We start from the raw sequence: 26,126 nt of genomic DNA, 5'->3' as shown, positions 1-26,126 counted from the left end.
ATGCTAAGTCCACTGCTTCGCCGTTATACCTGGAACAGCGCCTGGCTCTACAACGTCAGGATATTTATCGCGCTTTGCGGCACGGCTGCCCTGCCGTGGTGGCTGAATGATGTCAAGCTCACCATCCCCCTCACGCTGGGGGTGGTGGCCGGAGCGCTGGCGGATCTGGACGATCGCCTGGCCGGGCGTTTGCGGAATCTGGTCATTACGCTCGTCTGTTTTTTTATCGCCTCCGCGTCCGTTGAGTTACTTTTCCCCTGGCCGTGGCTGTTTGCCCTTGGCCTTACACTCTCCACCAGCGGGTTTATTTTGCTGGGCGGTCTGGGGCAGCGCTATGCCACTATCGCCTTTGGGGCCCTGCTGATCGCCATCTACACCATGCTGGGCGTTTCCCTGTACGACCAGTGGTATCAGCAGCCTGTGCTGCTGCTGTTGGGCGCCATCTGGTATAACCTGCTGACGTTAACCGGCCACCTAATCTTCCCGGTTCGTCCTCTGCAGGATAACCTTGCCCGCAGCTATGAGCAGCTAGCCCATTATCTGGAACTGAAATCCCGGCTGTTCGACCCGGATATTGAGGAAGAAAGCCAGGCGCCGCTTTACGATCTGGCGCTGGCAAACGGCCAGCTGGTCGCCACCCTTAACCAGACGAAAGCCTCGCTGCTTACCCGTCTGCGCGGGGATCGCGGCCAGCGCGGCACGCGCAGAACCTTGCACTACTATTTTGCCGCTCAGGACATTCATGAGCGTGCCAGCTCCTCACACGTTCAGTATGCCGCCCTGCGCGAGAAGTTCCGCTACAGCGACGTCATGTTCCGCTTTCAGCGCCTGCTGTCCATGCAGTCACAGGCATGCCAGCAGCTCGCGCGCTCCATTCTTTTGCGCACGCCCTATCAGCACGACTCCCGCTTCGAACGCGTGTTTAGCCATCTTGATGCGGCGCTCGACCGCGTGCAGGCCAGCGGAACGTCACCGGAACAGATCAAAGCGCTGGGTTTTCTGCTCAACAACCTGCGGGCGATTGATGCTCAGTTGGCGACGATTGAGTCCGAGCAGGCGATGGCACTGCCGGGCAGCGAGATGGATAACCAGCTTGCAGATGACAGCGTGCACAGCGTGAGCGATATGTGGCTAAGGCTGAGCCGCAACTTCACGCCGGAGTCGGCGCTGTTTCGTCACGCGGTGCGAATGTCCCTGGTCTTATGCGTGGGGTATGCTTTTATCCAGATAACCGGTTTGCACCACGGCTACTGGATCCTGCTGACCAGCCTGTTTGTCTGTCAGCCGAACTATAACGCCACCCGACACCGCCTGGCATTGCGTATTATCGGCACCCTGGTCGGCGTCGCGATCGGCCTTCCGGTGCTCTATTTCGTGCCGTCCATTGAAGGACAGCTGATCCTGATCGTGATCACCGGCGTGCTGTTCTTCGCGTTTCGCAACGTGCAGTACGCCCATGCCACAATGTTCATCACGCTGCTGGTTCTGCTCTGCTTTAACCTGCTGGGTGAAGGGTTCGAGGTCGCCCTGCCCCGCGTACTCGATACCCTGATTGGCTGCGCTATCGCCTGGGCCGCCGTCAGCTTTATCTGGCCGGACTGGCGTTTCCGTAATCTACCGCGCGTGTTAGACAGGGCTATGAACGCCAACTGCCGATACCTGGATGCCATCCTTGAGCAGTATCATCAGGGCCGCGATAACCGCCTGGCTTACCGGATAGCGCGCCGCGATGCGCACAACAGCGATGCGGAACTGGCCTCGGTGGTCTCTAACATGTCAACGGAGCCTCGCGCCACGGCCGAGATTCGTGAGACGGCTTTCCGGCTGCTCTGCCTGAACCATACCTTCACTAGCTATATTTCCACGCTGGGCGCCCACCGCGAAAAACTCACCAACCCGGGCATCCTCAACCTGCTGGATGACGCAGTCTGTTATGTCGATGATGCACTGCATCACCGGCCAGCCGATGAACCGCGCGTGAGACAGGCGCTGGATGAACTTACCCAACGTATTGCGCATCTTGAGCCTGGAAACGACAGCAAAGCGCCCCTGGTGTTACAGCAGATTGGCCTGCTCATCGCCCTGCTGCCAGAAATTTGCCGGCTGCAACAGCAAATCGCTACCTGGAGGAGTGATTCTCCTGTGGCTCAGGCAGCGCATTAAACCACTCCGTCAACTCCCGGCGAATGCCGGCCGGGAGTGCCGCCTCATGCAGCCCCTCGATCGCCCCTTCCAGCGCGAATAGCACTTTGATACTCAGCGCTTTATTTTTCGCCCGCATCTTCAGCCAGCTCTCCCTTGCGCCAAGCGCCCGCAGCGTTTCTTCGTTGGTGATGCCCGCTTCAACGAGCAACACTTCCAGCTGAAAGGTCAGGTTTGGCAGGTCCTTAAGTCGATTGCGCTGATGCCGCTGGTAACGCTCTTTTCTTGCCGCATTAAGTGCGAAAGTGGAGAGCTGAAGCAGTCGCTCCCTGTCCTGCCATAGCCCGTCATCCACCCGGTAATAGTTGAGAAGCACCGGACGGCCCCGCTTCATCAGGGTCAAAAAAGACGCGGCATTTTTCACACAGTATTTCGCACTTTCTTCACAGGCACGGAGGTAGAGCTCACCTTCTGACACCATGGCAAAAACCGCATCATCCACTGCCAGGGTATAGCCGCCGAACAGCGCGCGATGATGAATTTCACCCAGTGGTGACAGGTATTCCTGGGATTTATAAATCCGTTCATAAGATATCTTTTTCATGATATTTCCCTTCAAAATCATAAAGTAACAACGAAATTTCTTACTAGCGGATCCGTTAGCAGGAAAATAGGCAACTTAGCGTCGTTGAGCAAGATGATTTTTCGAAGGGCATCAACATTGAATGAATTTTGCGAGTCGCTTTCCGAAAATGAGGTTGATCTTTATGCATACAGGGGTTACTGTATATCCATACAGTAACTACAGGGCTGGAATGAATATGTACACTTCAGGCTATGCAAATCGCTCAACTTCTCTCTCCTCTACCGCGGGCACTGTCGCGCAGAACACCGTTGGGGGTGCTTCGACGGGGCTTATTAGTGAAGTGGTTTACCGTGAAGACCAGCCTCTGTTGACCCAACTCCTGCTGCTTCCGTTATTACAGCAGCTTGGTCAGCAATCACGCTGGCAGCTCTGGCTGACGCCACAGCAAAAACTGAGCCGCCAATGGGTGCAGTCTGCGGGCCTGCCGCTGGCAAAGGTTATGCAGATCAACCAGCTTTCTCCCTGCGATACCGTCGAATCGATGATTCGCGCGTTACGCACCGGAAATTACAGCGTGGTGATCGGGTGGTTACCGGAAGAATTGACGGAAGAGGAACATTTTCGTCTGACCGAAGCGGCTGAAGAAGGGAATGCGATCGGGTTTATCATGCGCCCGGTTCGTCCAGATTCTTATCGCAGAGGACAACTTTCTGGGCTAAAAATTCACTCAAATTTGTATCATTGAGTGAAATTAAGATTTTTCCTGGAATTTTTTTTGACCGCAGGATGCGGTTTTAGTTCCCGGCCTCAAAATTGCGGCAAGGCTTGTCTGGTGCGGTTCTCCTTAATTTTATTGCACAAAATTCGTTCTAAAAATGTTAAATAATAGGTATACGGAACTTTTTTTTTCATATGCCTGACAGACTTCACACTTGTAAGTTTTCAGCTACGTTGTAGACTTTACATCGCCAGGGGTGCTCGGCCTAAGCCGAAGATATCGGTAGATTTATATTTGACCACGCCCCCCGGTGAAGGATTTAACCGTGATTCTCTCTTGAGACCTTCATGGCGAATTTTGGATGATAACGAGGCGCAAAAAATGAAAAAGACAGCTATCGCGATTGCAGTGGCACTGGCTGGCTTCGCTACCGTAGCGCAGGCCGCTCCGAAAGATAATACCTGGTATGCAGGTGGTAAACTGGGCTGGTCTCAGTTCCATGACACTGGCTGGTACAACAGCAGCCTGAACAACGATGGTCCTACTCACGAGAGCCAGCTTGGTGCAGGTGCGTTCGGTGGCTATCAGGTTAACCCGTATGTTGGCTTTGAAATGGGTTACGACTGGTTAGGTCGTATGCCATACAAAGGCGACACCATCAATGGCGCTTTCAAAGCTCAGGGCGTTCAGCTGACCGCTAAACTGGGTTACCCAGTAACTGACGATCTGGACGTGTACACCCGTCTGGGCGGCATGGTATGGCGTGCAGACTCCAGCAACAACATCGCTGGCGACGACCATGACACTGGCGTTTCCCCAGTATTCGCTGGTGGCGTTGAGTGGGCTATGACCCGTGACATCGCTACCCGTCTGGAATACCAGTGGGTTAACAACATCGGTGACGGTGCTACCGTTGGCGTTCGTCCAGACAACGGCATGCTGAGCGTAGGTGTTTCCTACCGTTTCGGCCAGCAGGAAGATGCAGCACCAGTTGTTGCTCCAGCGCCGGCTCCAGCTCCAGAAGTACAGACCAAGCACTTCACTCTGAAGTCTGACGTTCTGTTCAACTTCAACAAAGCGACCCTGAAACCAGAAGGTCAGCAGGCACTGGATCAGCTGTACACCCAGCTGAGCAACCTGGATCCTAAAGACGGTTCTGTAGTGGTTCTGGGCTTCACCGACCGCATCGGTTCTGACGCTTACAACCAGAAACTGTCTGAGAAACGTGCTCAGTCTGTTGTTGATTACCTGATCTCTAAAGGTATCCCAGCTAACAAGATCTCCCCACGTGGTATGGGCGAATCTAACCCAGTTACTGGCAACACCTGTGACAACGTTAAAGCTCGCGCTGCACTGATCGACTGCCTGGCACCAGATCGTCGCGTAGAGATCGAAGTTAAAGGCGTTAAAGACGTTGTAACTCAGCCAGCGGCATAAGTTATCGTCTTATAAAAAAACCCCGCCATGCGGGGTTTTTTATTGTCTGAAGAAAACTAAAATCTATTTTTTGCCCAACAACGCCTGAAGGTCGTTTTTCAGCGACGACATCTGGTTGGCGTATTTCTCTTTATGTTCGGCATCCTCAATCAACTGCACGATGGTTTCCGACAGGGTCTTACCACGCCGTTGTGCCAGCCCGGCCAGACGCTGCCAGACCACGAACTCCAGATCGATGGATTTTTTCCGGGTATGCTGATGTTCAGCATTAAAATGCCGTTTACGTCGCGCGCGGATAGTTTGCTTCATCCGGTTTAACAACGCAGGATTAATGTGCTTCTCAATCCAGCCATTGACCTGTACCGGTTCATTTTCGAGGGTCAGCAAAATATCCACGGCTTCTTGCGCAGCGCTGGCTTCGATGTAGCAGGTGATCAGCTCCCCTTCACGGTGCTTTTTGACCAGGTACTTCCATTTCCAGCCGCTTTCGAGATTTTCCAGTTGTTGATATTTCATTGCGATCTCAGTGTTACCACGTAACTCTGTTCAGAATATCAGTTTTTTAGCAATCTGCTGAAAAGAAATCATATCCTGTGAGTGACTGCAGCCAATCCGCCTGCTGAAACACCAATCCTGCTTGGGTAGAGCCCCCCGCTTACGGTATACTCCACGCTTTTACATCTGACTAAAAAACATCAACTTTGACCATTACGAAACTAGCATGGCGTGACCTTGTTCCGGATGCCGAGAGCTATCAGGAACTGTTTGCACAGCCCGATCTCGCAAAAGAACACGAATTCATCCTTAGCGATACGCAACCACGCTTACATTATGCGCTGGAGCAGACGTTAAGCCCGTGGGCGACATCGCCCTTCATGCTGCTGAAAGCCCCGGAAGAAGCGGAATATCTGTCGCTGCTTGGGGATGCCACGCGCCAGCTGCGGCCAGACACCACTGCGGTATTTGGCGGCCAGTATCGTATCGCGGGGCATAATATTACCTTCGGACCGGCGGACCAGGCCGACGGTCGTTTTGCTGCTAACGGCGAGGTAATTACCGCTAATTGGGTCGAGGCTGAACAGCTGTTTGGCTGTCTGCGCCAGTTTAACGGCGAGCTTTCCCTGCAGCCGGGGCTGGTCCATCGTGCAAACGGCGGCGTGCTCATTATCTCTCTGCGCACTTTGCTCTCGCAGCCGCTGCTGTGGATGCGTCTGAAAACCGTTGTGACCCAACAGCGCTTTGACTGGGTCGGTTACGACGAGTCTCGTCCTCTTCCTGTCTCCGTGCCGTCAATGCCGCTGTCGCTGACCGTCGTGCTGATGGGTGACCGCGAATCGCTGGCGGACTTCCAGGAGATGGAGCCGGAACTGGCCGAACAGGCAGTTTACAGCGAATACGAAGACAACATTCAGATTGCCGATGCGGACGACATGGCGCAGTGGTGTCAGTGGGTGATGGCCGTAGCGGAACGTTTTGCATTGCCAGCGCCTGCCGCCGATGCGTGGCCGGGTTTAATCCGCGAAGCCGTTCGCTATACCGGTGACCAGGAAACCTTGCCGCTCTGCCCGCTCTGGATCGGCAAGCAGCTGCGTGAAGTCGGTACGATCAGTGGTAACGGTGCGTTTACTGGCGAACAGCTCACGCAGATGCTGGCGCAGCGAGAGTGGCGCGAAGGCTATCTTGCTGATCGCATGCAGGATGAAATTCTGCTGGAACAAATTCTGGTCGAGACAGAAGGCGAACGCGTTGGGCAGATCAACGCCCTCTCAGTGATCGAGTTTCCTGGCCATCCGCGCGCGTTCGGTGAACCCTCGCGAATCAGCTGCGTTGTGCATATTGGCGACGGCGAGTTTACCGATATTGAACGCAAGGCCGAACTGGGCGGCAACATTCACGCCAAAGGCATGATGATCATGCAGGCATTTTTGATGTCTGAGCTGCAGCTTGAGCAGCAAATCCCCTTCTCCGCCTCGCTGACGTTTGAGCAGTCCTACAGCGAAGTGGATGGCGATAGTGCCTCAATGGCGGAGCTGTGCGCCTTAATCAGCGCCCTGGCGGACGTGCCGATCAACCAGAACATTGCTATTACCGGTTCGGTCGATCAATTTGGTCGTGCTCAGCCCGTTGGCGGTCTGAACGAAAAAATTGAAGGCTTCTTCTCTGTCTGTCAGCAGCGCGGTTTAAACGGCAAACAGGGTGTGATTATTCCGGCGCCTAACGTACGCCATCTCAGCCTGTGCCAGGATATTCTGGACGCGGTTGAACAGGAACAATTCGCCATCTGGGCCATCGAAGGGATTGAGGATGCACTACCCTTACTGACAAACCTGGTTTGGGATGGCGAAGGTCAGACAACTTTGATGCAGACTATCCAGGAGCGCATTGCTCAGGCGACGCAGCAGGATGCTCGCCATCGTTATCCATGGCCGTTACGCTGGCTGGGCTGGTTCAGTTCGAACTGATCGGACTTGTTCAGCGTACACGTGTTAGCTATCCTGCGTCCTTCACTAAAATAAGGCTTACTGAGAACATGGTAGATAAACGCGAATCCTATACAAAAGAAGATCTTCTTGCCTCTGGTCGCGGAGAACTGTTTGGCGCGAAAGGCCCACAGTTACCGGCCCCGAACATGCTGATGATGGACCGTGTCGTGAAAATGACCGAAACCGGCGGCAACTTCGATAAGGGTTACGTAGAAGCAGAACTCGATATCAACCCGGACCTGTGGTTCTTCGGTTGCCACTTTATTGGCGATCCGGTAATGCCTGGCTGCCTGGGCCTGGATGCCATGTGGCAGCTGGTTGGCTTCTATCTGGGCTGGCTGGGTGGTGAAGGTAAAGGCCGCGCGCTGGGCGTGGGCGAAGTGAAATTCACTGGTCAGGTTCTGCCTACGGCGAAGAAAGTCACCTATCGTATTCACTTCAAGCGCATCGTTAACCGTCGCCTGATTATGGGCCTGGCGGATGGCGAAGTGCTGGTAGACGGTCGTCTGATCTATACCGCGAACGACCTGAAAGTGGGTCTGTTCCAGGACACTTCCGCGTTCTGATATCGCTTTAAGTGACCCCGGAAAGGCGAAACCTCCGCAGTGCGGAGGTTTCTTTTTTTAAAGAGACGTTATCAGGCTATAAGTGCCCTGTCGCCGATGGCTTCTCGCCAGCCTCCAAGCCATTGTGACCTTTGATTTATCGTCTGATAAGGACACATTTCTTTCGAACGTCCAGCGATGCCGGCCTGATAACCACGTTGATGAGCCCGTTCCAGGCGATCTCGTTTCTGTCTCTTCATGCCTCGTTTCCCTCATTCTTTTGTCTGGTGGAAAGAAAACAGTGTCCGCGCCAGATGCGCAGGCACAGATAACGAATACCCCGAATTAGTCCCAGCGTCAATGTTCAAAATTCATACGGGTGTCATATTTGTGAGCTAGCCAGAAGATCATTTGTACAAAAAATGTGACCCGGCACAAGTAACAACCTGACGCAAAAACGAAAAAAAAACCGCAATCAGCACCAGGCCGATTGCGGTTTTTGACGATGAATTTTACTTATGGCAGTCGGGAAATTTCCCTGGCGATACTGGCTGACTCCTGCGCCCAACCCTGAGCCAGCACTTTCACCATTTCATCATAGCCATCCTTCTGCTGCTTCAGCTCCAGATGGAAAGGACGCTTAATCAGCTGTCCCTGATGATTCAACAGCCACTCGCCGCTGATGACAACGGCACCGTCATAACGGCCGTGGAAGCCCGTTACCGTGACGTTCAGCGTGTCCTGATCGCTTCCCAAAGGCTGGGAGGCAACAACCCAGCCCGGAAGCTGGCTGCCCAGATTCGCCACCAGCGTATTGCGTAACTGCTGGTCCAGCGGGCTGGCCCACAGGTTGTTGTTGGCGATAACGTACTGTACATCGCTGGTCTGATAGACCACCCCGTTGCCGGCCAGATAATCCGGCACGGCGACCTGCTCAACCCACAGCAGACGGTTGCCCTGCCAGGCGGAACTTTGCGTAACCGCCTGCGTCACCAGAGGCAGCTGGTAGTAGCTTTTCGTTTCGCTCCCGGAGCTACAGGCCGTGAGTACCATCGCTCCTGCAATCGCTAGCCATTTTTTCATTGTTTCGCCCTCTTCGGCTCAGGATCCTTTTTATCTTTCGCTTCGAACACCAGCGCGTTGCTCTTCTCGTTGAGCGTTTTCAGAACCGGCTGCAGTTCACGCAAGACCTGATCGAGACGCTGCATATCTGCCACCATCTTGTTGTACGCCGCCGAGCCAGGCTGGAAGCCCTGCATACTGCGATTCAGCTCGCGCAGCGTTTTCTGCATATCCTGCGGCAGCTGCTGCATACTCTGGTTTGCAGTAATCTTGTTGATGTTATCCAGCGTGGTCTGCAGGCGCTGCATTGTCGCCTGGCTTTGATGTAACGAACCTGTCGCCGCCTCAATCATTGGGTTCAGAGGCAGATTGTTAATTTTATCCAGCGTTTCCATGAGACGCTGCTGGATCTGGGCCAGACCGCTGCTTACCGTTGGGATGATCTTGTAACCACCAAATTCACGCATACCGGTAATCGGCGGCGCTTTTGGATAGAAGTCCATATCGACATACAGTGCGCCGGTCACCAGGTTACCGGTTTTCAGCGAGCCGCGCAGACCGCGATTCATCAGGTCGGTGATGTGCTCGCCGATATCCTGATTCTCACCAATCTGGTTGATCAGGCGCTCAGGCTCAATGCGGATCAGCACCGGAATACGGTAATCATCATCAAGCATCTGCTTAAGGCCTGGAACAAAGTAAGGCACTTGTCCCACCGTCCCCAGACGAATACCGCGGAACTCAACGGGCGCCCCAGGCTGCAGGCCGCGAACAGAATCCTTAAAGAACATCAGGTAGTCGATGTGATCGGTATAGAGTGCATCCTGAATGCTTTTTTGATCGTCGAACAGGCGGAAAGCGGTGTTCTCCGCAACCGGCTGCCCCAGGTCCAGACCTTCGGGTACGTCAAAACTCACGCCGCCGCCAAACAGTGTTGTCAGCGAGCCCATTTCTACACGCATGCCCGCCGAGGTCAGATCCACCGCGATGCCGCTGTCTTTCCAGAAACGGACGTTGCTGGTAACCAGACGATCGTTAGGCGCATTGATGAACAGCTGATAGCTGATGGATCTTTTCTGAGGATCGAAGGTGCTCTTCTCCACCGAACCCACGCGATAGCCGCGGAAAAGTACCGGGTCGCCCGCCGTGAGCTGGCCCGCTTTTTTACTGTCGAGGATCACGCGGATACCTTTTGCATCAGGCGGTGCTAGCGGCGGTGAATCCAGAAGCTGGTACTGCGCCGGCTGGCTGCCTTTTGCACCCGGCTGCAGTTCGATGTAGGCACCTGAGAGCAGCGTTCCTAAGCCGCTGATCCCTTCACGTCCCACCTGCGGTTTAACCACCCAGAAAACAGAATCGCCGTGCAGGAGTTTTTCCATGCCGGCATTAAGACGCGCCTTAATCTCCACATGGGTTAAATCGTCGGTCAGGGTTGCGCTTTCCACCACGCCCACATCCACGCTGCGGCTTTTGATGGTCGTTTTACCGCCCTCAATTCCTTCGGCATTGGTGGTAATCAGCGTCACTTCCGGTCCCTGATGGCTGTAGTGATAAAACAGGATCCATGCACCGATCAGCGCGGTCACGATGGGGAAAATCCACACCGGCGACCAGTTTTTGACCTTCTGCACTTTCGCCTCTCCACTCTTATTTTCCATGCTCTTACTCTTCCTCATGGCTTGATTCAGGCTCACGATCCCACGATAAACGAGGGTCGAAGGTCATGGCCGCAAACATGGTCATAATCACCACCAGTGCAAACATTAAAGCCCCCATCGCGGGATAAATACTCATCAAACCGCCCATCCGCACCAGCGCAGAGAGAACGGCAATCACAAACACGTCGATCATTGACCAACGACCGACAAATTCGACCACTTCGTAAATCAGATGCATGCGTTCGCTGTCGCGTTTTCCGTGGCCTTTTGCATCCCAACAGAGCCAGGCAATGGCGATCATTTTTAAAGTGGGCACCATGATACTGGCGATGAAAATCACGCCGGCGACAGGATAGGATCCTTCGCTCCACAGCAGTATGACCCCGGCGAGGATCGTCGAGGGCATTTTATCGCCGAGCAAATCGGTGATCATAATCGGCAGAATATTAGCGGGCAGATACAGCATGACGGACGTGACCAGCAGTGCCATCGTCCACTGCAGGCTATTTTTACGGCGAACATGGCCCTTCGTTTCGCAGCGCGGACAAACCTCAAGATCGGCGGGCAGCACGGCGGTACAGCACGGACAAGAACGGAGCTCCTGGCGGATACCCGGCACGCCGACCTTCACCGTCTGCGCGAGCGTCGGTGCCGGGGCGATATCGTCCCAGGCCCAGCGCCTGTCCACGCACTGGAAAGCACGCAGCTGCAGGACACAGTACAGACACCAGGGAATAAAGCTGCTGCCTATCCCCACGTCGCCGTACGCCATCAGCTTCACGAAACTGACCAGTATCCCTGCGAGAAAGATCTCGGCCATCCCCCAGCTTTTGAGCTGAAAAAGGATGCGCGCGAGCCGGATTTTCAGCGATGACGGCATCCTGACGCGGTTAACCAGCAGCAGGATGACGACTAGGCAAAACGCCGGGACTATCTGGACGAATAGCAGAAAAAAGGTGCCGAGGCTGGCGTAATCTTCCGAGAACATCACGCCCGGGATTTCAAGCAGATCCACCTGGCTTGTCATCCCGCCTACCTTCATATAGACGAAGGGGAAGAGATTGGAGAGCAGTAGCATGAACAGTGCTGCCAGCGCGTAAGCGGTGGGACGCTGCCGCGGCGCGTCCCACTCGGTTGTCAACGTCGCGCCACAGCGTGGACACTGGGCTTTATGTCCGTGACCAAGCTCTGGCAACGCCACGAGCATATCGCATTGCGAGCATAATATATGCCTGTCGGCATGGTGCTGGTCACACATATTTAATCCCTGTTATGCGCCGTTTTTCAGAGACTCAAGGTACTCCCAGCGCTCAAATGCTTCTTCCAGGGCTTTTTCAGCCGCGGACATTTCAGCCAGTACTTTCTGAGTATAGTCATGCGATTGGGTAAAGAATGAGGCATCAGCAACCTGCGCTTGCAGCTCCTCAAGCGCGGCCTCCAGCTCTTCAAGACGCTGAGGTAGCCCCTCCAGTTCGCGCTGCAGGTTATAGCTTAGTTTAGCCGAGGTTTTCTTGACAGTTTCTGCTTTTGTTACAGCAGGTTCAGAACTTGTTCTGGACTTCGACTGTTTCTGCGCCAGAGACTGCGACTGCTGCCCTTTTGCGTCGTGATAACCGCCCACGTACTGGCCAATTCGCCCTTCACCTTCGAAGATCCAGCACTCGGTCACGGTGTTATCCACGAACTGACGATCGTGGCTAACCAGCATCACGGTTCCCTGATACCCATCGATCAGCTCTTCGAGTAATTCCAGCGTTTCGACATCCAAATCGTTCGTCGGTTCATCGAGGATCAACAGATTACTTGGCTTCAGGAACAGACGGGCCAGCAGAAGACGGTTACGCTCCCCGCCGGACAGCGCGCGCACCGGTGTCATGGCGCGTTTCGGGTGGAACAGGAAGTCCTGCAGGTAGCCCAGAACGTGACGCGGCTTGCCGTTTACCATCACTTCCTGTTTACCTTCGGCGAGGTTGTCCATAACCGTGCGGTCCGGATCCAGCTCCGCGCGGTGCTGGTCGAAGTAGGCCACTTCCAGCTTGGTGCCACAGTGAATGCGGCCGCTGTCGGCCTGCAGCTGGCCCAGCATCAGCTTCAGCAGCGTGGTTTTGCCGCAGCCGTTCGGGCCGATGAGCGCAATTTTGTCCCCGCGCTGAACCTGCGCAGAGAAATCTTTAACCAGCACCTTGCCGTCAACCTGGTAGTTGACGTTTTCCATTTCGAAGACAATCTTGCCGGAGCGGGACGCCTCTTCCACCTGCATTTTGGCGCTGCCCATGACTTCGCGGCGCTCGCTGCGCTCGCGACGCATCGCCTTCAGGGCACGCACGCGGCCTTCGTTGCGGGTACGGCGGGCTTTGATGCCCTGGCGGATCCAGACCTCCTCCTGCGCCAGCTTGCGGTCGAACTCAGCGTTCTGCAGCTCTTCCACGCGCAGATTTTCTTCTTTCTCCAGCAGATAGGTGTCGTAATCGCCGGGATAGGTGACCAGCTTGCCGCGGTCGAGATCGACAATGCGCGTCGCCATATTGCGAATAAACGAACGGTCGTGCGAGATGAAGATGATGGTGCCGCTGAAGGTTTTCAGGAACCCTTCCAGCCAGTCAATCGCTTCGATGTCCAGGTGGTTGGTTGGTTCGTCCAGCAGCAGTACCTTAGGGCCGCTGACCAGCGCGCGCCCCAGCGCCGCTTTACGCAGCCAGCCGCCGGAGAGCGCCGACAGCTCCATGTCGGGTTCCAGCCCAAGCTGAGCCAGCACCTCGTTAATGCGGTTTTCCAGCTGCCACAAACCGTGGTGATCGAGCATCTCCTGCACTTTCGCCAGTTCGTTGAGATTCTTGTCGCTCGGGTCGGTCATCACCAGATGCGAAATCTCGTGATAGCGCTTCAGGTACTCCGCCTGCTCGGAGATGCCTTCCGCCACGAAATCGTACACGCTGCCGGTCACATGACGCGGCGGATCCTGCTGGAGGCGGGAGACGATCAGATCCTGCTCGTATACGATGCGGCCGTCATCCAGCCCCTGCTCGCGGTTGAGGATTTTCATCAGCGTGGATTTACCCGCGCCGTTACGGCCCACCAGACAGACGCGCTCGTTATCTTCGATATGCAGTTCCGCATTATCGAGAAGCGGTGAGTCGCTGAAAGAGAGCCACGCACCGTGCATACTAATTAATGACATTTATTTTTCCTTTCAGACCGCGGTAATCAACCAGCAGTTATGAATTTGACGGTTACGGGCGAAGTCCTGAGACAGCGTTTTTTGACTGATTTCTTGTGCTTTCAGTCCCAGGGCTGCGAGGCCGTCATGATCCATACGGAAGCCGCGTTTGTTGTTCGAGAACATAATGGTGCCGCCTTTGCGCAGCAGGCGCTTCAGGTCGGTCATCAGGCGCAGGTGATCGCGTTGAACGTCAAAGCTATCCTCCATGCGCTTGGAGTTAGAGAAGGTCGGCGGATCGATAAAGATCAGGTCGAACTGCTCGTCGGTATCGCGCAGCCAGCCCAGCACGTCGGCCTGCATCAGGCGATGCTGACGTCCGGTTAAGCCGTTCAGACGCAGGTTACGCTCGGCCCACTCCAGATAGGTGCGGGACATATCCACCGTGGTAGTGCTGCGCGCACCGCCGAGACCGGCATGCACGCTGGCGCTCCCGGTGTAGGAGAACAGGTTGAGGAAATCTTTGCCCTTGCTCATCTGGCCGAGCATACGGCGGGCGATGCGGTGGTCGAGGAACAGGCCGGTATCAAGATAGTCGGTCAGGTTCACCCACAGGCGAGCGTTGTATTCGCCCACTTCGATAAAGTCGCCCTTTTCGCCCATCTTCTGGTACTGGTTTTTACCCTTCTGACGCTCGCGGGTTTTCAGCACCAGCTTGTTGGGCGCAATCCCCAGCACGGCAATGGTGGCCGCAATGACGTCCAGCATGCGCTGGCGCGCTTTTTGCGCATCAATGGTTTTCGGCGGAGCATATTCCTGAATCACCACCCAGTCCGCATAGCGGTCAACCGCCACGTTGTACTCCGGCAGGTCGGCGTCGTACAGGCGATAGCACTCGATCCTTTCCTGCTTCGCCCATTTTTCAAATTTCTTCAGGTTTTTGCGCAGGCGGTTGGCGTAATCCTCTGCCACGCCGGTTGGCTTGCTGTCCGCCGCTTTCTCTGCCAGAGGGTAGTTTTTCTGCACGCAGTCCAGCGGGCCGTTTTTCGCTTTAAACTGGCGATCGGCACGCAGCTGCAGGCAGCTCAGCAGCTCCGGCGAGGCGCTGAACAGAGACAGATTCCAGCCGCCGAAGTAGTCCTTCATATTGCGGCCCAGCAGGCTGTGCAGGGCAATCAGCGCAGGCTCGCTGTCCAGACGCTCGCCGTATGGCGGGTTGCTGATCACGGTCCCGTACGGGCCCTTCGGCAGCGGGTTGGTCAGGTTCGCTACGTCTTTCACCTCGAAGGTGACCAGCTCGCCGATACCGGCGCGACGGGCGTTGCTGCGCGCGCGTTCTATTACGCGCGGGTCGCTATCCGAACCGTAAAAGTGAGAGGTATACTCCGCCAGCCCCTTACGCGCGCGGGTCTGCGCGTCGTCTTTAACCTCTTTCCAGAGCGCTTCGTCGTGCTGCGCCCAGCCTTTGAAGCCCCAGTGGCCGCGGTGCAGCCCTGGCGCACGGTCGGTTGCCAGCATTGCGGCCTCAATCAGCAGCGTACCGGAGCCACACATTGGGTCAAGCAGCGGCGTGCCCGGCTGCCAGCCGGAGCGCATCACGATGGCGGCGGCCAGGGTTTCTTTGATTGGTGCCATACCGGTGCGATCGCGGTAGCCGCGCAGGTGCAGACCCGCGCCGCTCAGATCGAGGGAGATGCTCGCCGTGTCGCCGTTCAGCCAGACGTTGATACGCAGGTCCGGGTTTTCGCGATCGACGTTCGGACGTTCCTTATTTTTACGCGTGAAGCAGTCCACAATGGCGTCTTTTACGCGCAGGGCGCCGTACTGGCTGTTGCGGATCTCGTCGTTCACGCCGTTGAAATGCACCGCGAAGGTGGCGTTAGGCGTGAAGATCTCTGTCCAGTCGATCATCTGTACGCCGGTGTAGAGATCCAGGTCGCTATAGACCTTGCATTCCTTCATCGGCAGCATGATGCGCGACGCCAGACGGCTCCACATCAGGCTCTGGTAAATAAGCCGCGTGTCGCCCTCAAAATGGACACCACCCTGAACCACCTGGCACTCTTGCGCGCCCAGGGCTTCCAGTTCAGTTTTTAACAGCTCTTCCAGCCCACGGGCCGTACTGGCAAACAGAGAATTCATATCGTCACTTTTACTCTTAGAAAATTGTCGCGCATTATAGCTAATATGGCGTGTATGTCATAAAGTTGAAGGCTTATTTTCATTCGAGGGAGTGTGCAGTGGCGACGTTATCCAGGCTTTTTATTCATCCGGTGAAATCCATGCGCGGCATCGGCGTCACTCACGCGCTGGCAGACATGAGCGGGTTCGCCTTCGATCGTATTTTTATGGTCACCGAGCCTGACGGTACGTTTATCACCGCACGCCAGTTCCCGCAGATGGTTCGCTTTACGCCTTCCCCGCTTCACGACGGTTTGCACCTTACCGCGCCGGACGGTTCCAGCGCGGTGATTCGCTTTGCGGATTTTGCGGCTGTCGACGCGCCAACGGAAGTATGGGGCAACCATTTTACCGCGCGCATCGCCCCGGATGAAATTAACCGCTGGCTGAGCGGCTTCTTCTCCCGCGACGTGCAGCTGCGGTGGGTTGGGCCGGAACTGACGCGTCGCGTAAAGCGCCACGACGCCGTTCCCCTCTCCTTCGCGGATGGCTTCCCGTTCCTGCTCACCAACGAAGCGTCTCTGCGTGATTTACAGAATCGCTGTAAAGCCAGCGTACAGATGGAACAGTTCCGCCCGAATCTGGTCGTGACCGGAGCGGACGCCTGGGATGAAGACACCTGGAAAGTCATCCGCATTGGCAGCGTCATCTTTGATGTCGTCAAACCCTGCAGCCGCTGCATTTTCACCACGATAAGCCCTGAGAAAGGCCAAAAGCATCCTTCCGGCGAGCCGCTGAAAACGCTGCAATCGTTCCGTACCGCGCAGGACAACGGCGATGTCGATTTCGGCCAAAACCTGATCCCGCGATCCAGCGGCGCGATCCGCGTAGGCGATGAGGTTGAAATTCTCGCCCGCGGGCCGGCGCGAGTGTACGGCTCAGGCCAGGAAGAAGAAATGGTCGAGGTTGAGACGAATGTCGCCACTGCGGTGGATATTCACTGGCAGGGCAAGGTTATTCGTGGCAACAATCAGCAGGTTTTACTGGAGCAGCTGGAGCAAGCCGGTATTCGCGTACCGTATTCCTGCCGCGCGGGAATTTGCGGATGCTGCCGCATCAAGCTGCTGGAGGGAGAAGTGAGTGCGCTGAAAAAATCTGCAATTGGAAATGACGGCACAATCCTGTGCTGTAGCTGCGTACCGAAAACGTCGGTACAACTGGAAGCTTAAACCGCTTGTTCGAGGCTGAAGGCATCGACGCGCAGCTGTGGCTTCAGCCTGTCATTCATGACTTTGATCGCATCACCTAACTGCATTACGCGCCCGGCAATCGTCACGCCGGGCTGCGCCAGCAGACAGAGTGCGGCGTTTTCGCCCGGCTCAACCACTAACAAACTCACCTCTTCGGCGGTATCGCTCAGGTTAACGCTGGCCGCATCGCCCGTTGCTGGCGTCCAGTCCATGTCGTGAGGCAGGAAATGCCAGCTTTTCGGCATTTGCGGTTTCAGGAAACGGATAGCCACCAGCGCATTTAATACCAGTTCTGCACGCTGCTCTTTAGAGAGCATCAGGTCGCGGCATTTTTCTTCAAAGGAGAAATAAAGCGCCGCATCGTCAACGCAAAAGCCCGATGGAGAAAACGCGTCCGGGGTTAACATTCGGCGGGCAAAACGAGAACGAAACAACATGCCATTGGCTAAATCGAGCATCATACGGTCATGCTCGTCGCAAAAATACCAGCGCCAGTTATCGTCAGGTTTAATTCGCATGTGTCTCTCCCGTCCCCAAACGTCCTGTACTAAAAATGTCCTGTTCGCCGCTTCGTTTATAACACTAGTAATAAAAGACGATAATGTCTAAATAAGCAACAGTGACGGAATATAAAACAACCAGGGCTGGAAATAAAGCCCTGGTTGTCTGATTAAGAAAAAAGATTAGATATGCGTAACGATTTCTTTAATCAAAGGCGGGCCTTTAAAAATAAAGCCGGAATAGATTTGCACCAGTGACGCACCGGCCGCCATCTTCTCGCGCGCAGCAATCACCGAGTCGATACCGCCGACGCCAATAATCGGTAAACGGCCTTTTAATTCCGCAGACAGCGCGCGAATAATTTCGGTACTTTTTAATTGTACCGGACGGCCACTTAACCCACCCGCTTCGTCACAGTTTTTCATTCCCTGAACGAGCGAACGATCGAGCGTGGTATTCGTTGCAATCACCCCGTCAATATTATGGCGAACCAAACTGTCGGCAACCTGGATCAATTCTTCGACAGAAAGATCCGGCGCGATCTTCACCGCGACCGGAACATATTTATGGTGGATCGCCTGGAGTTCATTTTGTTTATTTTTAATGGCACTCAGAAGATCGTCCAGCGCTTCGCCATATTGTAAGGAGCGCAGCCCCGGGGTATTGGGTGAGGAAATATTCACCGCGATATACCCGGCATAGGCGTAGACTTTTTCCATACAAATCAGGTAGTCATCTTTACCCTGCTCAACCGGCGTATCTTTATTTTTGCCAATATTGATGCCTAACACCCCATCAAAATGGGCTTTCTTCACGTTCTCTACCAGATGATCAACGCCGAGGTTATTAAAGCCCATGCGGTTGATCAACCCTTCGGCTTCGACCAGGCGGAACAGGCGCGGCTTGTCATTTCCCGGCTGCGGGCGCGGCGTGACGGTACCAATTTCGATGGAGCCAAAGCCCATCGCGCCCAGGGCATCAATGCACTCGCCATTTTTGTCCAGACCGGCCGCCAGACCCAATGGATTTTTAAAGGTCAGCCCCATGCACTGCACAGGCTTTTCCGGCACGTTTTGACGCACCAGGGCCGCCAGAGGCGTTCCTGTAATACGACGTAATTGCTGGAATGTAAATTCATGAGCGCGCTCGGGGTCGAGCTGGAAAAGGGCTTTACGAACGAAGGGGTAGTACATGAACTCTCCTGGATTCCCGGTGTGCAAACCGGGAGGGGATTATGGGCGATCCCGTCACGAAAGGGAATTGACCTGCGGCAAAAAAATCGGCGTAAAACGCAATCGTTTACCTCCCACTCTCTTTCTTATGCAGTTTTTCGCAGTTTAATTGCGGATAAATCATTTAGTGGAATAACCGCGCGGTGTCACACTCCTGAAAATTGTTATGAATGTTAGACAAAAGCAAACAATTAGTTATAAGGAGGAGGTATGCGCGTTATTACCCTGGCCGGAAGTCCACGATTCCCTTCGCGTTCCAGCGCCCTGCTGGAATATGCCCGCGACAAGCTCAATGCCCTGGACGTGGAAGTGTGCCACTGGAATCTGCATAACTTCGAACCTGAAGATTTGCTGTATGCCCGCTTCGACAGCCCCGCGCTGAAAACCCTCACTGAGCAGCTCAAGGAAGCGGACGGCCTCATCGTTGCGACCCCGATTTATAAAGCCTCTTTTTCGGGCGCGCTGAAAACGCTGCTCGATCTTCTCCCCGAGCGCGCACTGGACGGCAAAGTGGTTCTGCCGCTGGCAACGGGCGGCACGGTGGCCCATTTACTGGCGGTAGATTACGCCCTGAAGCCGGTGCTGAACGCCCTGAAGGCGCAGGAGATCCTTCACGGCGTTTTCGCGGATGATTCGCAGGTCATTGACTACCAGCATAAGCCGCACTTCACGCCGAATCTGCAAACGCGCCTTGATGCCTCGCTGGAAACTTTCTGGCACGCGCTGCATCGCCGGGATATCCAGGTTCCTTCTTTTAATCCGCCGCAGGGAGTCGCACATGTTTAAAACCTTAACCCGCCTCGGACTGGCTGGCCTGATGGCGTTTACCGCGTTGGCCCATGCCGCAGAAACGGCTCCGGAAAGTTTACGCATCGGGTATCAGAAAGGCAGCGTCAGCATGGTGCTGGCAAAAAGCCACCAGCTCCTGGAAAAACGCTTCCCGGACACCAAATTCTCCTGGGTGGAGTTCCCTGCCGGCCCGCAGATGCTGGAGGCCCTGAACGTGGGCAGTATCGATCTGGGCAGTACGGGCGACATCCCGCCTATTTTCGCTCAGGCTGCCGGGGCAGACCTGGTATACGTCGGTGTAGAACCCGCTAAGCCGAAAGCCGAAGTCATCCTGGTACCTGAAAACAGTGATATTAAAAGCGTCTCCGACCTTAAAGGGCGTAAGGTCGCTTTCCAGAAAGGTTCCAGCTCGCACAACCTGCTGCTGCGCGCCTTACAGGAAGCCGGGCTCAAGTTCACCGACATTCAGCCCGTTTACCTGACGCCCGCCGACGCGCGCGCCGCGTTCCAGCAGAAGAACGTTGATGCCTGGGCTATCTGGGATCCGTACTACTCCGCAGCATTACTGCAGGGTGGCGTACGGGTGCTGAAAGACGGTACCACGCTGAAGCAAACCGGTTCGTTCTACCTCGCCTCACGCCCTTACGCCGAAAAAAACGGCGCGTTTATTCAGGGCGTACTGGATACCTTTACGCAGGCAGATGCTCTGACCCAGAGCCAGCGTCAGGCGAGCATCGCCCTGCTGGCAAAAACCATGGGCTTACCTGAGCCGGTGATCGCGAGCTACCTCAGTCACCGTCCGCCCACCACCATTACGCCTGTCGACGCACACGTCGCCGCGCTTCAGCAACAGACTGCTGACCTCTTCTATCAAAACCGCCTGGTACCAAAACAGGTCGATATTCGCGAACGCATCTGGCAGCCCGCTGGCAAAGAAGGAGCTAAATCATGAGTCTGAATCTTTTCTGGTTTTTACCCACCCACGGTGATGGACACTATCTTGGTACAGAAGAGGGCTCGCGCCCGGTTGACCATGGCTATCTTCAGCAGATTGCCCAGGCGGCGGACCGAATCGGTTTTACCGGCGTGCTGATCCCGACCGGACGCTCGTGCGAGGATGCCTGGCTGGTGGCCGCGTCGATGATCCCGGTCACCCAGCGCCTTAAATTCCTGGTTGCATTGCGTCCGAGCGTCGTTTCACCCACCGTGGCGGCGCGTCAGGCAGCAACGCTGGACAGGCTCTCCAACGGCCGCGCTCTGTTTAACCTGGTGACGGGCAGCGATCCGCAGGAGCTGGCGGGTGACGGCGTGTTCCTCGACCATACCGAGCGCTATGAAGCCTCCGCCGAATTTACCCGCGTCTGGCGACGCCTGCTGGAAGGCGAAACCGTCACCTTTGAAGGTAAGCATATTCACGTTCGCGACGCGAAGCTCTACTTCCCGCCGGTGCAGCAGCCGCGCCCTCCGCTCTATTTTGGCGGTTCGTCGGATGTGGCCCAGGACCTGGCCGCCGAGCAGGTCGATCTCTATCTGACCTGGGGCGAGCCGCCCGAGCTGGTGAAAGAGAAAATTGCCCAGGTCCGCGCCAAAGCCGCCGCCCATGGCCGCAAGGTGCGCTTCGGGATTCGCCTGCACGTGATTGTGCGGGAAACCAATGAAGAAGCCTGGCAGGCGGCAGACCGTCTGATCTCCCATCTGGACGATGAGACCATTGCGAAGGCGCAGGCTGCGTTTGCCAAAACCGACTCCGTCGGGCAGCACCGCATGGCCTCTCTGCACAACGGCAAGCGCGAGAATCTGGAGATCAGCCCGAACCTGTGGGCGGGCGTGGGTCTGGTACGCGGCGGCGCGGGCACGGCGCTGGTCGGCGACGGGCCAACCGTGGCTGCACGTATTAATGAATACGCTGACCTGGGCATCGACAGCTTTATTCTCTCCGGCTATCCGCACCTGGAAGAGGCGTACAGGGTGGGCGAACTGCTGTTCCCGCACCTGGATGTCGCCATTCCGGAGGTTCCGCAGCCGCAGCGGCTCCAGCTTCAGGGCGAAGCCGTGGCGAACGAATTCATTCCCCGTAAAGCCGCACAGAGCTAAGGAGTGACCATGACTGCCACCTCACAAAAATGGCTGCTGCGCGCCGCGCCGTGGTTTTTACCCGTCGGCATTGTGGCGCTCTGGCAGCTCGCATCGTCTACCGGCTGGCTGTCGAGCCGCATTTTGCCCTCTCCGGAGGGCGTTATCGAAGCGTTCTGGTCGCTGAGCGTCAGCGGAGAGCTGTGGCAACATCTGGCGATCAGCTCCTGGCGCGCGGTGATTGGGTTTTCCATCGGCGGCAGCATCGGTCTGGTGCTGGGTCTGATCAGCGGCCTTTCACGCTGGGGGGAAAGGCTGCTGGATACCTCCATCCAGATGCTGCGCAACGTGCCGCATCTGGCGCTGATCCCGCTGGTCATTTTGTGGTTTGGGATCGATGAGAGCGCCAAAATCTTCCTCGTGGCGCTGGGCACGCTGTTCCCGATATACATCAATACCTGGCACGGCATCCGCAATATCGATCGCGGTCTGGTGGAGATGGCGCGCAGCTACGGCTTATCGGGTTTTTCCCTCTTTGCTCACGTGATTCTGCCGGGCGCCCTGCCCTCCATTATGGTCGGGGTGCGCTTTGCGCTCGGCCTGATGTGGCTGACGCTGATAGTGGCGGAAACCATCTCAGCCAACTCCGGTATTGGCTACCTGGCGATGAACGCCCGCGAATTCCTGCAAACGGACGTGGTGGTGGTCGCCATCATTCTGTATGCACTGCTCGGCAAACTCGCCGACGTCAGCGCACAGTGGCTGGAGCGCAGCTGGCTGCGCTGGAACCCGGCCTATACCCTTCAGGAGGCGAAAGCATGAATACCGCACGACTAAATCAGGGCACGCCGCTGCTGCTGAACGGCGTAACCAAACGCTACGGCGAAAACACCATCCTTAACGGGCTGGATCTGCACATTCCCGCCGGCCAGTTTGTGGCTGTAGTCGGGCGCAGCGGCGGCGGAAAAAGCACACTCCTGCGTCTTTTAGCCGGGCTGGAGGCCCCCAACGGAGGAGAGATTCTGGCAGGAACCACGCCGCTGGCCAATATTCAGGACGATACGCGCATGATGTTTCAGGATGCGCGCCTGCTGCCGTGGAAAACGGTGATTGATAACGTCGGGCTGGGGCTCAAAGGCAACTGGCGGGATGAAGCCCGTCAGGCGCTGGCCGCCGTCGGGCTGGAAAACCGTGCAGGTGAATGGCCTGCGGCGCTGTCGGGCGGCCAGAAGCAGCGCGTGGCGCTGGCGCGAGCGTTGATTCACCGTCCCGGCCTGCTGCTGCTTGATGAGCCGCTCGGCGCTCTTGATGCCCTGACGCGGATAGAAATGCAGGATCTGATTGAATCCCTCTGGCAGGCGCACGGCTTTACGGTACTGCTGGTGACGCATGACGTGAGCGAAGCCGTGGCGATGGCGGACCGGGTATTGCTTATAGAAAACGGGAAAATCGGTTTGGATCTGACGGTGGACATCCCGCGCCCTCGTCGCGTGGGCTCGGCGAGACTGGCGGAGCTGGAAGCCGAAGTGCTGGATCGGGTGATGAAACGTGGGGAAGCGGAGATTCAGCGGATAAAGGCCAATGCCTGATGCCCTCACCCCGGCCCTCTCCCACAGGGAGAGGGAGAAAACCAATGCCCCGCGCCCCCACGTAGGCCCGGTTAGCGTAGCGCCACCGGGCTTTTTTACATCAGGCCAGCGCCTTAGCTATCTTCTCGTACAGATCGCCAGACAGATTTTCCAGCCCTTTCAGCTGCTCAAGCGCGGCGCGCATCTTCGCCTGGCGCTGCGCATCATAACGTTTCAGGCGGATAAGCGGCTCAATCAGACGTGATGCAACCTGCGGGTTACGGCTGTTCAGCTCGGTCAGCATTTCCACCATAAACTGGTATCCGCTGCCGTCTTCGGCGTGGAACGCGGCCGGGTTACTGCTGGCAAATGCGCCAATCAGCGAGCGAACGCGGTTCGGGTTGCTCATGGTGAACGAACGGTGCTTCAGCAGGCTGCGAACCTTACTAAGCGCATCGGCCGCCGGGCTGGTCGCCTGCAGAATAAACCACTTGTCCATCACCAGGCCATCCTGGTGCCACTTGTCGTCATACTCCTGCATCAGCGCATCGCGGCACGGCAGTTCAGCGGCAACGCTTGCTGCCAGGGCCGCGAGCGCATCAGTCATGTTATCCGCTTCGTGATACTGCTTGCTCACCAGCGCGTTCGCCAGTTCGGCCTCACCAAACGCAAGATAGCGCAGGCAGGTATTGCGCAGGGTACGCTTGCCGATATCCGCATGCTCCACGCGATACGCGTCAAGCTTGTTAGCGTTGTATAGCGCCAGGAATTCATCCGCCAGTTCGGTCGCCAGCGTGCGGGTCAGCGCTTCGCGCACTGCCACGATGGCAATCGGGTCGATGATGTCGAACAGCTCCGCAATTTCAGTCGCGGACGGCAGCGTCAGAATTTCAGCCGCCAGCGCCGGGTCAATCTTCTCATCCAGCAGGATGGCGCGGAACGCGTCTGCCACATGCACCGGCAGCGTCAGCGGCTGGCCCTGCTGGTAACGGTTCACGTTAAGCTTGATGTAGGTTGCCAGCAGGCTCTGCGCCGCGTCCCAGCGGGAGAAATCGTTGCGGGCGTGACGCATCAGGAACGTCAGCTGCTGGTCGCTCCACTTGTACTCCAGCTTCACCGGCGCGGAGAACTCGCACAGCAGCGCAGGCACCGGCTGGAAGTAGACGTTATCGAAGATAAAGGTCTGCTCTGCCTGGGTCACGTTCAGCACGTGGTGCACCGGGTGGCCGCCCTTCTGCAGCGGGATGACGTTGCCTTCGTTGTCGTACAGCTCAATGCTGAACGGAATGTGCAGCGGATATTTTTCTTCCTGCTCGGCGGTTGGCGGCGTGCGCTGGCTGATGGTCAGAGTGTACTGCTCGGTTTCCGGGTTGTAGTCGTCCTTAACGGTGACAATCGGGGTCCCGGCCTGGCTGTACCAGCGGCGGAAGTGAGAAAGATCAACGTTGGACGCGTCTTCCATCGCCTGCACGAAGTCGTCGCAGGTAGCCGCGCTGCCGTCGTGACGTTCGAAGTAAAGCTGCATCCCTTTCTGGAAATTCTCTTCACCCAGCAGGGTGTGGATCATGCGGATAATTTCAGCGCCCTTCTCGTACACCGTCAGGGTGTAAAAGTTATTCATTTCAATGATTTTATCCGGACGGATCGGGTGCGCCATTGGGCTGGCATCTTCCGCAAACTGCAGGCCGCGCATGGTGCGCACGTTGTTGATGCGGTTGACCGCCCGCGAGCCCAGATCGGAGCTGAACTCCTGATCGCGGAAGACGGTTAGCCCCTCTTTCAGGCTCAGCTGGAACCAGTCGCGGCAAGTGACGCGGTTACCGGTCCAGTTATGGAAATACTCGTGGCCGATAACGCGTTCGATATCGAGGTAGTCTTTATCGGTGGCGGTATCGGTACGCGCCAGCACGTACTTGGAGTTAAAGATGTTAAGGCCTTTATTCTCCATCGCGCCCATGTTGAAGAAGTCGACGGCGACGATCATATAGATGTCGAGATCGTATTCGAGGCCGAAACGCTCTTCATCCCACTTCATGGAGTTAATGAGTGAAGTCATCGCCCACGGCGCGCGGTCAAGGTTGCCGCGGTCAACGAACAGCTCCAGCGCCACTTCGCGGCCAGAGCGGGTTTTGAAGGTATCGCGCAGCACGTCGAAATCACCCGCCGCCAGCGCAAACAGGTAGCACGGTTTCGGGAACGGATCCTGCCACTGCACCCAGTGACGGCCATTTTCCAGCTCGCCCTCACCCACGCGGTTACCGTTGGAGAGCAGGAACGGATAGAGGGTTTTATCGGCAATGATTTTGGTGGTAAAACGCGCCAGCACGTCCGGGCGGTCCAGGTACCAGGTAATGTGGCGGAAACCTTCGGCTTCACACTGCGTACACAGGGCCACGCCTGACTGGTAGAGCCCTTCCAGCGCCGTGTTGGCGGCAGGGCTGATTTCATTCACGATGCGCAGCGTAAAGCGTTCCGGCAGGTTGTCGATGACCAGCTGGTTGCCTTCTTCTTTATAATCTGACCAGGCTTCATCGTTAATGTGCAGGGAGACCAGCGTCAGGTCTTCGCCATCCAGACGCAGCGGTACGGCAGTCGCGCTGTGGCGCATCACCTGGCTTACCGCCGTCACAACGGTTTTTGTGGCATCCAGGTCAAAAGTCAGGTCGATATCGCTAATCAGGTATTCCGGCGCACGGTAGTCGTGGCGGTATTTGGCTTGTGGCTGTTGTGTCATAGAAAACCTTATGCATCGTTTGTCGAGTAACGTTTCAATATATTCCTGTTGCGTAAAACGCGCTATGCAG

Annotated in this window: 22 protein-coding genes; 11 read left to right on the top strand and 11 right to left on the bottom strand. The window is 56.2% G+C overall.

Translation table 11 applies throughout. The features are described from left to right. Positions 1–2,163: a YccS family putative transporter gene (gene yccS, locus IM291_RS00695; RefSeq protein ID WP_045261705.1), complete on the top strand. Its 2,163-nt coding sequence runs from the start codon at positions 1–3 to the stop codon at positions 2,161–2,163. On the opposite strand, the gene IM291_RS00690 is transcribed toward yccS, so the two are convergent. Then, positions 2,120–2,746 carry a TfoX/Sxy family DNA transformation protein gene (locus IM291_RS00690; protein ID WP_048999389.1) on the bottom strand — a complete coding sequence of 209 codons (627 nt, stop codon included), beginning with the start codon at positions 2,744–2,746 and terminating at the stop codon, positions 2,120–2,122. The genes yccS and IM291_RS00690 overlap by 44 nt on opposite strands. Positions 2,747–2,963: 217 nt before the next feature. On the opposite strand from IM291_RS00690, the gene sulA reads away from it, so the two are divergent. Further along, positions 2,964–3,473, top strand: a complete 510-nt coding sequence (sulA, locus tag IM291_RS00685) for an SOS-induced cell division inhibitor SulA (RefSeq protein WP_041910604.1) — start codon at positions 2,964–2,966, stop codon at positions 3,471–3,473. A 354-nt stretch (positions 3,474–3,827) separates the two neighbouring features. Beyond that, positions 3,828–4,883 carry a porin OmpA gene (gene ompA, locus IM291_RS00680; RefSeq protein ID WP_108780329.1) on the top strand — a complete coding sequence of 352 codons (1,056 nt, stop codon included), beginning with the start codon at positions 3,828–3,830 and terminating at the stop codon, positions 4,881–4,883. A 63-nt stretch (positions 4,884–4,946) separates the two neighbouring features. Here ompA and matP read toward each other — a convergent pair whose 3' ends face one another. Further along, entirely contained in the window at positions 4,947–5,399 is a 453-nt protein-coding gene (gene matP / locus IM291_RS00675) for a macrodomain Ter protein MatP (RefSeq protein WP_023332611.1), read from the bottom strand. Positions 5,400–5,584: 185 nt separating this feature from the next. On the opposite strand from matP, the gene IM291_RS00670 reads away from it, so the two are divergent. Further along, on the top strand, positions 5,585–7,345 hold the full coding sequence (locus IM291_RS00670) for a Lon protease family protein (RefSeq protein ID WP_045261706.1): 1,761 nt from the start codon (positions 5,585–5,587) through the stop codon (positions 7,343–7,345). A 68-nt stretch (positions 7,346–7,413) separates the two neighbouring features. Beyond that, entirely contained in the window at positions 7,414–7,932 is a 519-nt protein-coding gene (fabA, locus tag IM291_RS00665) for a bifunctional 3-hydroxydecanoyl-ACP dehydratase/trans-2-decenoyl-ACP isomerase (protein ID WP_000227926.1), read from the top strand. 71 nt (positions 7,933–8,003) lie between these two features. Here fabA and rmf read toward each other — a convergent pair whose 3' ends face one another. The 6 genes from rmf to rlmKL all read right to left on the bottom strand — a co-directional run bounded on the left by rmf (position 8,004) and on the right by rlmKL (position 15,930). Then, positions 8,004–8,171 (bottom strand): ribosome modulation factor, encoded by a 168-nt coding sequence (rmf, locus tag IM291_RS00660; RefSeq protein WP_013097261.1) that lies wholly within the window; start codon positions 8,169–8,171, stop codon positions 8,004–8,006. A 256-nt stretch (positions 8,172–8,427) separates the two neighbouring features. Further along, positions 8,428–8,994, bottom strand: a complete 567-nt coding sequence (pqiC, locus tag IM291_RS00655; protein ID WP_048999387.1) for a membrane integrity-associated transporter subunit PqiC — start codon at positions 8,992–8,994, stop codon at positions 8,428–8,430. After that, positions 8,991–10,631, bottom strand: coding sequence for an intermembrane transport protein PqiB (pqiB, locus tag IM291_RS00650; RefSeq protein ID WP_028012598.1), 1,641 nt, complete (start codon positions 10,629–10,631; stop codon positions 8,991–8,993). The genes pqiC and pqiB overlap by 4 nt, the downstream gene beginning before the upstream one ends. Before the next feature lie 4 nt (positions 10,632–10,635). Beyond that, on the bottom strand, positions 10,636–11,889 hold the full coding sequence (pqiA, locus tag IM291_RS00645; RefSeq protein WP_192985912.1) for a membrane integrity-associated transporter subunit PqiA: 1,254 nt from the start codon (positions 11,887–11,889) through the stop codon (positions 10,636–10,638). Between the two features lie 12 nt (positions 11,890–11,901). Further along, a complete protein-coding gene (locus tag IM291_RS00640; protein WP_028012596.1) occupies positions 11,902–13,809 on the bottom strand; it encodes an ABC transporter ATP-binding protein in 1,908 nt (635 codons plus the stop codon). Positions 13,810–13,821: 12 nt separating this feature from the next. Continuing rightward, positions 13,822–15,930: a bifunctional 23S rRNA (guanine(2069)-N(7))-methyltransferase RlmK/23S rRNA (guanine(2445)-N(2))-methyltransferase RlmL gene (rlmKL, locus tag IM291_RS00635; RefSeq protein ID WP_192985911.1), complete on the bottom strand. Its 2,109-nt coding sequence runs from the start codon at positions 15,928–15,930 to the stop codon at positions 13,822–13,824. A 98-nt stretch (positions 15,931–16,028) separates the two neighbouring features. Between rlmKL and IM291_RS00630 the strand changes: the two genes are divergently transcribed. Then, positions 16,029–17,138, top strand: coding sequence for a YcbX family protein (locus IM291_RS00630; RefSeq protein ID WP_192985910.1), 1,110 nt, complete (start codon positions 16,029–16,031; stop codon positions 17,136–17,138). On the opposite strand, the gene zapC is transcribed toward IM291_RS00630, so the two are convergent. Continuing rightward, positions 17,135–17,677, bottom strand: a complete 543-nt coding sequence (gene zapC, locus IM291_RS00625) for a cell division protein ZapC (protein WP_192985909.1) — start codon at positions 17,675–17,677, stop codon at positions 17,135–17,137. The genes IM291_RS00630 and zapC overlap by 4 nt on opposite strands. A 165-nt stretch (positions 17,678–17,842) precedes the next feature. Beyond that, positions 17,843–18,853 (bottom strand): quinone-dependent dihydroorotate dehydrogenase, encoded by a 1,011-nt coding sequence (pyrD, locus tag IM291_RS00620; RefSeq protein WP_045261711.1) that lies wholly within the window; start codon positions 18,851–18,853, stop codon positions 17,843–17,845. 249 nt (positions 18,854–19,102) lie between these two features. On the opposite strand from pyrD, the gene ssuE reads away from it, so the two are divergent. The 5 genes from ssuE to ssuB are packed head-to-tail and all read left to right on the top strand — an operon-like array spanning position 19,103 to position 23,343. Further along, positions 19,103–19,678, top strand: a complete 576-nt coding sequence (ssuE, locus tag IM291_RS00615) for an NADPH-dependent FMN reductase (protein WP_028012591.1) — start codon at positions 19,103–19,105, stop codon at positions 19,676–19,678. Further along, a complete protein-coding gene (locus tag IM291_RS00610) occupies positions 19,671–20,633 on the top strand; it encodes a sulfonate ABC transporter substrate-binding protein (RefSeq protein ID WP_192985908.1) in 963 nt (320 codons plus the stop codon). Before ssuE ends, IM291_RS00610 begins: the two co-directional genes overlap by 8 nt. Further along, positions 20,630–21,775 (top strand): FMNH2-dependent alkanesulfonate monooxygenase, encoded by a 1,146-nt coding sequence (gene ssuD, locus IM291_RS00605; protein WP_192970869.1) that lies wholly within the window; start codon positions 20,630–20,632, stop codon positions 21,773–21,775. The genes IM291_RS00610 and ssuD overlap by 4 nt, the downstream gene beginning before the upstream one ends. A gap of 9 nt (positions 21,776–21,784) precedes the next feature. After that, positions 21,785–22,576, top strand: coding sequence for an aliphatic sulfonate ABC transporter permease SsuC (gene ssuC / locus IM291_RS00600; protein ID WP_192970868.1), 792 nt, complete (start codon positions 21,785–21,787; stop codon positions 22,574–22,576). Further along, the gene (gene ssuB / locus IM291_RS00595; protein WP_041910612.1) at positions 22,573–23,343 is read left to right on the top strand and encodes an aliphatic sulfonates ABC transporter ATP-binding protein; all 771 of its coding nucleotides are present in this window, start codon (positions 22,573–22,575) and stop codon (positions 23,341–23,343) included. Before ssuC ends, ssuB begins: the two co-directional genes overlap by 4 nt. 100 nt (positions 23,344–23,443) lie before the next feature. Here ssuB and pepN read toward each other — a convergent pair whose 3' ends face one another. Next, positions 23,444–26,056 (bottom strand): aminopeptidase N, encoded by a 2,613-nt coding sequence (gene pepN, locus IM291_RS00590; protein ID WP_192985907.1) that lies wholly within the window; start codon positions 26,054–26,056, stop codon positions 23,444–23,446. Between the last annotated feature and the right edge of the window lie 70 nt (positions 26,057–26,126).

Source organism: Enterobacter cloacae complex sp. P27C (assembly GCF_014895705.1).
GTDB classification, from domain to species: domain Bacteria; phylum Pseudomonadota; class Gammaproteobacteria; order Enterobacterales; family Enterobacteriaceae; genus Enterobacter; species Enterobacter bugandensis.
Note: the sequence above shows the minus strand (reverse complement) of the source record. Positions and strands in the feature narration are given on the sequence as shown.

Bases quoted from the DNA above. Each gene is read 5' to 3' on its own strand.
- pqiA (WP_192985912.1), bottom strand. From the start codon at position 11,889: ATGTGTGACCAGCACCATGCCGACAGGCATATATTATGCTCGCAATGC.
- fabA (WP_000227926.1), top strand. From the start codon at position 7,414: ATGGTAGATAAACGCGAATCCTATACAAAAGAAGATCTTCTTGCCTCT.
- pepN (WP_192985907.1), bottom strand. From the start codon at position 26,056: ATGACACAACAGCCACAAGCCAAATACCGCCACGACTACCGTGCGCCG.
- pqiC (WP_048999387.1), bottom strand. From the start codon at position 8,994: ATGAAAAAATGGCTAGCGATTGCAGGAGCGATGGTACTCACGGCCTGT.
- matP (WP_023332611.1), bottom strand. From the start codon at position 5,399: ATGAAATATCAACAACTGGAAAATCTCGAAAGCGGCTGGAAATGGAAG.
- ssuD (WP_192970869.1), top strand. From the start codon at position 20,630: ATGAGTCTGAATCTTTTCTGGTTTTTACCCACCCACGGTGATGGACAC.
- IM291_RS00690 (WP_048999389.1), bottom strand. From the start codon at position 2,746: ATGAAAAAGATATCTTATGAACGGATTTATAAATCCCAGGAATACCTG.
- sulA (WP_041910604.1), top strand. From the start codon at position 2,964: ATGTACACTTCAGGCTATGCAAATCGCTCAACTTCTCTCTCCTCTACC.
- pqiB (WP_028012598.1), bottom strand. From the start codon at position 10,631: ATGGAAAATAAGAGTGGAGAGGCGAAAGTGCAGAAGGTCAAAAACTGG.
- zapC (WP_192985909.1), bottom strand. From the start codon at position 17,677: ATGCGAATTAAACCTGACGATAACTGGCGCTGGTATTTTTGCGACGAG.
- ssuB (WP_041910612.1), top strand. From the start codon at position 22,573: ATGAATACCGCACGACTAAATCAGGGCACGCCGCTGCTGCTGAACGGC.
- IM291_RS00640 (WP_028012596.1), bottom strand. From the start codon at position 13,809: ATGTCATTAATTAGTATGCACGGTGCGTGGCTCTCTTTCAGCGACTCA.
- yccS (WP_045261705.1), top strand. From the start codon at position 1: ATGCTAAGTCCACTGCTTCGCCGTTATACCTGGAACAGCGCCTGGCTC.
- rlmKL (WP_192985911.1), bottom strand. From the start codon at position 15,930: ATGAATTCTCTGTTTGCCAGTACGGCCCGTGGGCTGGAAGAGCTGTTA.
- pyrD (WP_045261711.1), bottom strand. From the start codon at position 18,853: ATGTACTACCCCTTCGTTCGTAAAGCCCTTTTCCAGCTCGACCCCGAG.
- rmf (WP_013097261.1), bottom strand. From the start codon at position 8,171: ATGAAGAGACAGAAACGAGATCGCCTGGAACGGGCTCATCAACGTGGT.
- IM291_RS00610 (WP_192985908.1), top strand. From the start codon at position 19,671: ATGTTTAAAACCTTAACCCGCCTCGGACTGGCTGGCCTGATGGCGTTT.
- ssuE (WP_028012591.1), top strand. From the start codon at position 19,103: ATGCGCGTTATTACCCTGGCCGGAAGTCCACGATTCCCTTCGCGTTCC.
- ompA (WP_108780329.1), top strand. From the start codon at position 3,828: ATGAAAAAGACAGCTATCGCGATTGCAGTGGCACTGGCTGGCTTCGCT.
- ssuC (WP_192970868.1), top strand. From the start codon at position 21,785: ATGACTGCCACCTCACAAAAATGGCTGCTGCGCGCCGCGCCGTGGTTT.